Here is an 8,589-nt window from a genome sequence, read left to right as displayed (position 1 = left end):
GCGGGGTCAACTGCAGCTGAATGATGATAAGTAAAGTTGGCTAATGCAGTACAGGAGGGCATATGACCTGGTTCATAGACCGACGCCTGAACGGGAAAAACAAAAGCGCCGTCAACCGCCAGCGCTTTTTGCGCCGTTATAAGGCGCAGATTAAACAGTCGATCTCCGAGGCCATCAACAAGCGCTCGGTGACCGATATTGAGAGCGGAGAATCCGTCTCGATCCCGACGGACGATATCAACGAGCCGATGTTTCATCAGGGTCGCGGCGGCCTGCGCAACCGCGTCCACCCGGGCAACGACCATTTTGTGCAAAACGACCGCATTGAGCGCCCGCAGGGCGGTGGCGGCGGTGGCGGTAGCGGTCAGGGGCAAGCCAGCGCCGATGGTGAAGGAAAGGATGAGTTTGTCTTCCAGATCTCGAAAGATGAATACCTGGATCTGTTATTTGAAGATCTGGCCCTGCCGAACCTGAAGAAAAACCAGCACCGGCAGCTGAACGAGTTTAAAACCCATCGCGCGGGTTTTACCTCCAATGGGGTGCCAGCCAACATCAGCGTGGTACGTTCACTGCAGAACTCGCTGGCCCGCCGTACGGCGATGACCGCCGGCAAGCGTCGTGAACTGCGCGCCCTGGAGGAGGATCTGGAAGCCATCAGCCGCAGCGAACCGGTGCAGCTGCTGGAGGAGGAGCGCCTGCGCAAAGAGATTGCCGAACTGCGGGCTAAAATCGAGCGGGTGCCGTTTATCGACACCTTTGACTTACGCTACAAAAATTACGAAAAACGGCCGGAGCCTTCCAGCCAGGCGGTGATGTTCTGTCTGATGGACGTCTCAGGCTCGATGGACCAGGCCACCAAAGACATGGCCAAGCGCTTTTATATCCTGCTGTATCTGTTCCTCAGCCGGACTTATAAAAACGTCGACGTGGTCTATATCCGCCACCATACCCAGGCAAAAGAGGTGGATGAGCACGAATTCTTCTATTCTCAGGAAACCGGCGGCACCATTGTCTCCAGCGCCCTGAAGCTGATGGATGAAGTGGTGCAGGCCCGCTATGACCCGGCGCAGTGGAACATCTACGCCGCCCAGGCGTCGGATGGCGACAACTGGGCCGATGACTCCCCGCTGTGCCACGAACTGCTGGCGAAGAAAATTCTGCCGGTGGTGCGTTATTACAGCTATATCGAAATTACCCGCCGGGCGCATCAGACCCTGTGGCGCGAGTATGAACACCTGCAGGCGACCTTTGATAATTTCGCCATGCAGCATATTCGCGACCAGGAGGATATCTACCCGGTATTCCGCGAACTGTTTCACAAGCAGTCATCTAAAAGTGAAGCTTAACTAAATACTCAGCCAGTGAGTCGAGTGACTTGCTGGCTGTTTTCCTCAGACACAAGGCCCGGTGGCACATCCATACATCATGTAAAACGGAAACAACGGGGCCAGGGCAACGGCGCCAAGCGAGCTAATCGTTTTGGTCTTATCATTGATTGATACCACAACGGGGTGCGCTAACTGGTAGGCGGCGGCCAGATCTGACGCGTCCGATGCAGTCCAAAATCCTGTCGCTTTAAACAACACCCCGAGGCGATCGTTATCAATTTGCACCGCATGATACTGATTCACCAGCTCGCTATGCTGCCCGGCATCCAGTTTGCGCTGATCCATCACCACCAGATATTCCGCCGTCACCTCATGTTGTACCACGACAAAGTTAACCCGCACGCCGGAAGCCTGTTGGTGAAAGCGTTCATAAAAGGTCTTATAACGCTGATATTCCTGAGGCACACCGTCACGGACAAAGCGGTAACTGTATTTCGCTGAGCTGGCGACAATACCGGACTCTGTGGGTTTCATCGCCACAATGGTATCCCGAGGCGGCAAGTTTGGCGTGCTGGTACAGCCTGCGAGTATCGCCACCACCACCAGCGATAAGACATATTTCATCATTTTCAGCCGTTCCTGTTCGCAATTTTCTCTATGACATCTGGCGTTTTTTTAACACTCCAGGTACAAATCCCTAACCCTGTGTATCATAACTGCCTAATCTGCTTCAAACATTCGCGCGATCGTCAGCGTTGAACTGTTTCTACTCTCAGGAGCCTGCTATGACCCCTTTTTATCAATTGACGGCTACCCGCCTGCGCGGCCAGCCCCTCTCCATGGCTGACTATGCTGGCAAGGTGGTTCTGGTGGTGAATACGGCCAGCCATTGTGGCTTCACACCGCAATACGCTGGCCTGGAAGCGCTCTACAAAAAGTACGCGGCTCAGGGGCTGGTAGTGCTTGGTTTCCCGTGCAACCAGTTTGGTAAGCAGGAACCCGGCGGTGCGGATGAAATCGAGCAGACTTGTCACGTTAACTACGGCGTGAGCTTCCCGATGTTTGAGAAAGTGGACGTCAACGGCCCCGCCGCACACCCGCTGTTTCGTTATCTGAAACAAGCGTTGCCCGGCGTGCTCGGCGGACGGATCAAGTGGAATTTCACCAAGTTCCTCATCGGTCGCGACGGCACACCCCTCACGCGTTTTGCGCCGTTCACGACGCCGGAGAAAATGGAAGCCTCCATTGTCGCGGCCCTCACGCGCTGAGTGTTCCCGTCATGCCACGTTCACCCAGCGGCGGCTGGCTGCCCATACAAGGTAGACGTCGCTCTCACGCGGCCAGCAACCGTCTGTTGCTGGCCGATCTTCCACCTGCCCGGTCATCAGCCTACAGCGGCGACACGGCCTCGACTTCATGCTGAAACACATAGGGGTCGGAGAGGAGTTCGAATGCTTCGTCGTCCGGATAGGTGACCGCGACGTGATAGTCTTCGCCAGCGAAGGCTTTGACCGCCGCGAGATCCTGCCAGTAGGTGGCAAGAAAGAAATGCGCCCATTCGCCCTGGTTTTCCTGGCGCACCAGCGCCCCCCGGTTGCCGGCGATGCTCTGAGCGTGTTCCACGCCGGTCCGCTCGAGATGGCGGGCAAACCCCTCAGCATGTTGCAATGGCACACAGCCGTGCCAGGTCCTGACAATCATTTGCGTTCTCCTGTGGTGATAAACGTCTCACCCTAACATCGACAGGCATTTCTGGGGGAGCGCAACAATGCCGCGCTGGCAACAACACAAAATTATTTTGCCGGACGGGGATATCCTCTCACTCTGCAGTATTTCCGACTGCGGGGCAGCATTGGGCCGAATATTGCGCGGCGAGTATCACTGTTAGCTGGCGCGGAGAAAATCGTGGCTCGTCAGCCTCGGGCAGTCTTATCGATACACGCCCAAGCCGCGCCCCTTCAGGGCATCGCCAGCCGATCTTGATGGTCCGCAAAGAGAGCGATGAGATGGTCGGCGAGAACCCGCACGCGTCTGGATCCGGCCAGGTCAGAATGCATCACCAGCCAGAGGGTCTGATCCGCGCCGATCTCCGGCTGCAGGCACTGCAGACCGCTGGCCCGCGCCATAAAGTGCGGCAGGACGCCCAATCCGAGGCCCGCGGATACTGCGGAAACCTGGGCCACGAGCGTATTGGCTTCGACTTTACACGGCCGGCCGCGCAGGGTGCGCGTGATCCATTGGGCGGCCGGCAGGTGCTGGTGAGTTTCCGGCCACCCCACAAAGTCCGCCTCGCTCAGCGACAGGCCGTCCGCGCCGGCCAGACAGTCGGCGGCGCCATAGACGCCAAACCCCACCGTCCCCAGCCGCTTTAACGTCAGATGCCCGGCCTCAGGCTTGACCATGCGGATCGCCAGATCGGCATCCCGACGGTGCAGGTTCACCGGCTGCACGCCGCTCAGCACCTCCACCCGCAGCTCGGGATAATGGTCCAGGAGCCCTTTCAGGGAGGGCAGAATAAAATGCGTGGCCAGGTTATCCGAGGTGGCCAGGCGAACAACCCCGGCGACATGCCCCTGCAGTTGCGCCGCTTCGCCGAACGCCAGGCCAGCGTATTCCAGCGCCTCCGCCCGCGCGAGCAGGGCTTCACCATCGTCGGTCAGGCGTTAGCCGCTCTGATGGCGGCTGAAGAGCGGAACGTTCAACGCCTGCTCCAGCCGATCCAGCCGGCGGGACACGGTGGCAATTCCCATGTTCATCTTGTCGGCAGCGCCGCTCAGCGTTCCCGCCCGGGCGATGGCGAGGAATATGCGAGCATCATCCCAGTGGAATTCTGCGGTCATCTCTTTTCCATTTATGGAAAACGGCTCTCCGTTTTCCGCTCTTTTTTATCAGTTTCGCAGGGATGATACTGCACGCCATTCGCGGAGACAACCAGGCCATCCGATCGCCTGCTCTCTCCTCACCTGAACGTCCGTGCACCGCGCGGAACGCTCCTTTCCTAAGGATACGCCTGATATGAAAGAGATTGCTTTACCCCTCCACCCGGCGCCGGCGCGCGTCTGGATTGCCGTCGTTGCGCTCGGGATCTGCGCCTTTTCGATCGTCACCAGCGAACTGGCGCCGGTGGGCATGCTCAGCGCCCTGGCGGCGGATTTTCACCAGACGGAATCCGGCGTGGGCCTCGCCGTCACCGCCTATGGCTGGGTAGGCGCCCTGGCGGCTCTGCTTTCCGGCGCAATGCCGACGCGTATTTCCCGCAAGGCGCTGCTGGTCGGGCTGATGCTGATCCTCGCGCTTTCCTGCCTCGCCGCAACCCGGTCTTATTCGATGTTCGCCCTGATGAGCGCCCGCATGATTGGCGCCCTGGCGCATGGCGCCTTCTGGGCCTTAATTGGCATTGTCGCCGCGCAGCTGGTGCCGCCGCACCGGCTGGGGCTGGCCACGGCGATCATTTTTGGCGGCGTGTCAGCGGCAAGCGTAGTGGGGGTGCCGCTGGCGAGCTTTATCGCCACCCTGGCGGGCTGGCGACTCGCGTTTATGTCGATGGCCTTGCTGTCACTAGCCGCCGCTGCGGTGCTGTGCTCGACGCTGCCCCCGCTGGCCGCCCCTGCCCCCGTCAGGCTGCGTGTTTATCGCGATATCTTCCGCAATCCGCTGCTCGGTGGCCTGTATGGCGCCACGGCCTGCATCATTACCGCTCACTTTGCTGCCTTCACCTACATTGAACCACTGCTGATAAATCTGCAGGGAGTCCCGGCGACCGCTCTCTCCGGCCTGCTGCTGCTGTCAGGGGTTTCCGGGCTGCTGGGTAACGTTATCGCGGGTAAGCTGATCGATCGTCATCTGAAGGGGCTGATTTTCGCTGCGCTGCTGCTGAGCGGGGGCGCGCTGGCGCTCCTTGGCGCCGCCCGTCTTGCGCCACTGCCGTTCTGTTTTAGCGGGCTACTGTTAGCCCTGTGGGGCGCCGGCATCGCGATTGTGTTCGTAGGCTTACAGACCTGGCTGCTGCGCAGCGCGGGCGCTGTCGCCCAGCCGGCGTCAGCCATTTATGTGGCCATTTTTAATGCCGCCATCGGCACCGGGGCGTTTGTCGGCGGCCAGCTGATCGCCTCAGCTGGCCTGTCGGGAATGGTGTGGCTGGCGGCGGGGATCATGGTGGGCAGTACGCTGCTGATCGCCCTGCTGAAAGCGCCTCTGCCCGGTCAGGTCAGTGCGGCGACGGCAGGCGCTTAGATTTGCGCCAGCCCGCCGTCGACATAGATCTCCGCGGCGTTAATAAAGCTCGACTCATCCGACGCTAAAAATACCACCGTCCGGCCAATCTCCTCCGGCTCGCCCAGCCGCCCGAGCGGTACACCGGCCGCCAGAGCATCGAACAAGCCCTGGCGGTCCGCCTCCGCCACCAGCCCTCCCAGACCCGGGGTACGTACCGGACCCGGGCTGACCACATTGATGCGGATCCCGCGGTCGCTAACCTCCAGCGCCCAGGAGCGCGCCAGGCTGCGTACCGCGGCCTTACTGGCGCTATAGATGCTGAAGTTAGCCGTCCCTTTTACCGCCGCCGTAGAGCCGGTCAAAATCACCGAGGCGCCATCGGTGAGCAGCGGCAGCGCTTTTTGCACGGTGAACACCACCCCGCGCACGTTGGTGGCAAAAATTCGGTCGACGTGCGCTTCGGTGATGGCGCTCAGCGGCAGCATATCCCCGCCGCCGGCATTGGCGAACAGCACATCCAGCCGGCCGGACTCTTCGGCAATGGTCGCAAATACCGCGTCAAGGTCGCTTAACACGGCGGCGTCGGCGCGGATCGCGCGGGCGGCGGGTCCGATGAATCTTACCGCCGCATCCAGCTCCTCCTGACGGCGGCCGGTGATGTACACCTTCGCGCCCTGCTCCGCCAGTGCTTTCGCCGACGCCAGGCCAATCCCGGCGCTGCCGCCGGTGACTAACGCCACTTTATCCGCAAGTTTTTTGCTCATGGTGCATTTCCTTGGTTAGAGTATAAACAGGCCAGGCTCGCGAACGCGCCCCGCCGGGTATGGAAAGCACTGTAATCGTCCCGGCGAGGCGGAAAAATGGCCTAATCTGAAAAACACTCTTCCCCTCGGTGGATAATGACCTCCAGTAACCAGGATAAAGCGAATAATGGACCGGTTTTCAGCTCTCAAAGCCTTCACCCGCGTTGTCGAAGCCGGCAGCTTTACCCGCGCCGCGGACTCGCTGAATATGCCCAACGCCACCCTCAGCAAAACCATTCAGCAACTGGAGGCGCATCTTGGGGTTTCCCTCCTGCAGCGCACTACGCGGCGTATTACCGTGACGCCGGAAGGACGGGAGTACTATGAAAAAGCCCGCTGTCTGCTGGAAGACCTGGAAGAGATCGACGCGTCTTTCAATACCGCCCGCAATAAGCCGAAGGGCCATCTACGGATCGCCATCGGCGGGTCGACCGCGTGCGATGTGCTGATCCCGCTGCTGGCGGACTTTATGACCTCCTGGCCGGATATCCGTATCGATTTGCAGGTGGCCGATAAGCCCGCGGACCTCATCAGCGGCAATATTGACTGCGCCATCCGCGGCGGTCCGATGGAAGACTCGACGCTGATCGCCCGTAAAATCGGCGAGGCGACGCTGGTCACCTGCGCCACCCCTGGCTATCTTCAGCGCTACGGCACCCCCGCCTCGCCGGATGAACTACATCATGGCCACCGGCTCATCAGCTATCTGTCGCCGGCCAGCGGCAGAGCGTTTCCGTTTCGCTTTACGCGTCACGGCGTCAGCACCGAGCTGAAGACAGAGCCCCATCTCGGCATCAATGAGAGCAACGCGCATATTGCCGCCGGCGAGGCCGGCTTAGGCATTGTGCAGACCTTTACCTATTCGCTGAAACCGGCGCTGGCGAGCGGCGAACTGGTGGAGATCCTCAGCGCCTGGCGCCCGGCCCCCTATCCTTTTCACGTTGTCTATGCCCGGCACCGGCACGTCCCGCCCCGGCTCCGCGTCTTTATTGACTGGCTGGCGGCGGTTTTTCCGGCCGCGGTGCAGGGATAGCGCGCGTTATCTGACGCGGAGCAGGTCGCCGTATCGCGTGGTGTAGCGCGGCGAGAGCATCTCTCGCTTCATCTGCCACTGCTGCTGGATCCCCTGGCCGGCAAAATAGAGCGCCCCCCTGCCGTTTTTCGCATTCAGCTGATCGAGAACCTGCATCAGTCTGGCGCTGTTGTGCCGCGGAGCAAGCTCGTCGAACAGATTCAGCTGGGCGACGCCCTGGCTGTAGAAATCGCCGAGCATCACGCCGGCCTTCTGATAGCGATGCCCCGCTTTCCAGATGGCATCCAGACAGCTCGTCGCCGCGGCGATAATATCTCGGGAGTCCTGGGTCGGCGTCAGCAGCTTTAGCGAGGCGCTGTTGCCGTAATAGGGTTCATTCAGCGCGAAGGGGCTGGTTTTGACAAAGGCGGAGACGAACCGGCAGTACTGATGCTCACCGCGCAGCTTTTCTGCTGCCCGCGCGGCATAGCTGCAGATCGCCTGGCGCATATCCTCATAGGCCGTAATCCGATCCCCGAACGAGCGGCTGCAGATAATTTCCTGCTTAGCGGGGGCAAACTCCTCCAGCGCCAGGCAAGGCTCGCCGCGCAGCTCCCGTACCGTTCGTTCGAGCACCACCGTGAAGTGCTTGCGGATAAAGCGGATATCGCTCTCCGCCAGCTGGAGTACCGTGCCGATCCCCATCGCTTCAAGCTTTTTGCCGATCCGCCGCCCGATGCCCCAGACCTCGCTCACCGGCAGCAGCGCCATCAGCTTTCGCTGCCGCTGCGGGCAGGACAAGTCCACTACCCCGCCCGTCTGCCGCGGCCACTGCTTCGCCGCGTGGTTGGCCAGCTTCGCCAGGGTTTTGGTCGGGGCGATGCCAACGCCCAGCGTCAGATGGGTACGCTGCAGCACCGTGGCGCGGATTTCGCGGCCAAAATCGGTCAGATCTCTGCAATGACGCACACCGCTGACATCGCAAAAGGCCTCATCGATACTGTAAATTTCGCAGCGCGGGGTGAGCTCTTCCAGGGTGGCCATCACCCGGCTGGACATGTCGGCATACAGCTCATAATTACTGCTAAACGCCACGACGCCGTGGCGAAGAAACGCAGCCTTCTGCTTAAAGTAGGGTTCGCCCATTTTCACAAACGGCTTCGCCTCCGCCGAGCGGGCGATCACGCAGCCGTCGTTATTCGACAGCACCACCACCCCCCCCCCCCCCCCC

At 60.6% G+C, this 8,589-nt stretch carries 9 protein-coding genes and 1 pseudogene; 5 read left to right on the top strand and 5 right to left on the bottom strand.

Annotated features, from left to right (window positions below; all coding sequences use genetic code 11):
* The first annotated feature begins 62 nt into the window (after nucleotides 1-62).
* Nucleotides 63-1,346, top strand: a complete 1,284-nt coding sequence (locus HMPREF9538_RS10955; RefSeq protein ID WP_004152363.1) for a YeaH/YhbH family protein — start codon at nucleotides 63-65, stop codon at nucleotides 1,344-1,346.
* Between the two features lie 45 nt (nucleotides 1,347-1,391).
* On the opposite strand, the gene HMPREF9538_RS10960 is transcribed toward HMPREF9538_RS10955, so the two are convergent.
* Complete coding sequence (locus HMPREF9538_RS10960) at nucleotides 1,392-1,955, bottom strand: hypothetical protein (RefSeq protein WP_004190861.1); 564 nt, start codon at nucleotides 1,953-1,955, stop codon at nucleotides 1,392-1,394.
* A 158-nt stretch (nucleotides 1,956-2,113) separates the two neighbouring features.
* Between HMPREF9538_RS10960 and HMPREF9538_RS10965 the strand changes: the two genes are divergently transcribed.
* On the top strand, nucleotides 2,114-2,596 hold the full coding sequence (locus HMPREF9538_RS10965; protein ID WP_002901230.1) for a glutathione peroxidase: 483 nt from the start codon (nucleotides 2,114-2,116) through the stop codon (nucleotides 2,594-2,596).
* Nucleotides 2,597-2,717: 121 nt separating this feature from the next.
* On the opposite strand, the gene HMPREF9538_RS10970 is transcribed toward HMPREF9538_RS10965, so the two are convergent.
* Entirely contained in the window at nucleotides 2,718-3,029 is a 312-nt protein-coding gene (locus HMPREF9538_RS10970) for a hypothetical protein (protein ID WP_004140435.1), read from the bottom strand.
* A 67-nt stretch (nucleotides 3,030-3,096) separates the two neighbouring features.
* On the opposite strand from HMPREF9538_RS10970, the gene HMPREF9538_RS32335 reads away from it, so the two are divergent.
* Complete coding sequence (locus HMPREF9538_RS32335) at nucleotides 3,097-3,216, top strand: hypothetical protein (protein ID WP_004220356.1); 120 nt, start codon at nucleotides 3,097-3,099, stop codon at nucleotides 3,214-3,216.
* 70 nt (nucleotides 3,217-3,286) lie between these two features.
* Here the strand turns inward: HMPREF9538_RS32335 and HMPREF9538_RS0127900 are convergent.
* Nucleotides 3,287-4,168: pseudogene (locus HMPREF9538_RS0127900) on the bottom strand (LysR family transcriptional regulator).
* Between the two features lie 175 nt (nucleotides 4,169-4,343).
* On the opposite strand from HMPREF9538_RS0127900, the gene HMPREF9538_RS10980 reads away from it, so the two are divergent.
* Nucleotides 4,344-5,561: an MFS transporter gene (locus HMPREF9538_RS10980; RefSeq protein ID WP_009485416.1), complete on the top strand. Its 1,218-nt coding sequence runs from the start codon at nucleotides 4,344-4,346 to the stop codon at nucleotides 5,559-5,561.
* Here the strand turns inward: HMPREF9538_RS10980 and HMPREF9538_RS10985 are convergent.
* Nucleotides 5,558-6,307: an SDR family NAD(P)-dependent oxidoreductase gene (locus tag HMPREF9538_RS10985; RefSeq protein ID WP_009485415.1), complete on the bottom strand. Its 750-nt coding sequence runs from the start codon at nucleotides 6,305-6,307 to the stop codon at nucleotides 5,558-5,560. The genes HMPREF9538_RS10980 and HMPREF9538_RS10985 overlap by 4 nt on opposite strands.
* 166 nt (nucleotides 6,308-6,473) lie before the next feature.
* Between HMPREF9538_RS10985 and HMPREF9538_RS10990 the strand changes: the two genes are divergently transcribed.
* A complete protein-coding gene (locus HMPREF9538_RS10990) occupies nucleotides 6,474-7,379 on the top strand; it encodes a LysR family transcriptional regulator (protein WP_004140447.1) in 906 nt (301 codons plus the stop codon).
* Between the two features lie 6 nt (nucleotides 7,380-7,385).
* On the opposite strand, the gene HMPREF9538_RS10995 is transcribed toward HMPREF9538_RS10990, so the two are convergent.
* Nucleotides 7,386-8,589 (bottom strand): Y-family DNA polymerase (locus tag HMPREF9538_RS10995; RefSeq protein ID WP_009485413.1); only part of this gene is annotated, 1,204 nt, incomplete at its 5' end.

The sequence above is a fragment of the Klebsiella sp. MS 92-3 genome (assembly GCF_000195655.1).
GTDB classification, from domain to species: Bacteria; Pseudomonadota; Gammaproteobacteria; order Enterobacterales; family Enterobacteriaceae; genus Klebsiella; species Klebsiella pneumoniae.
Note: the sequence above shows the minus strand (reverse complement) of the source record. Positions and strands in the feature narration are given on the sequence as shown.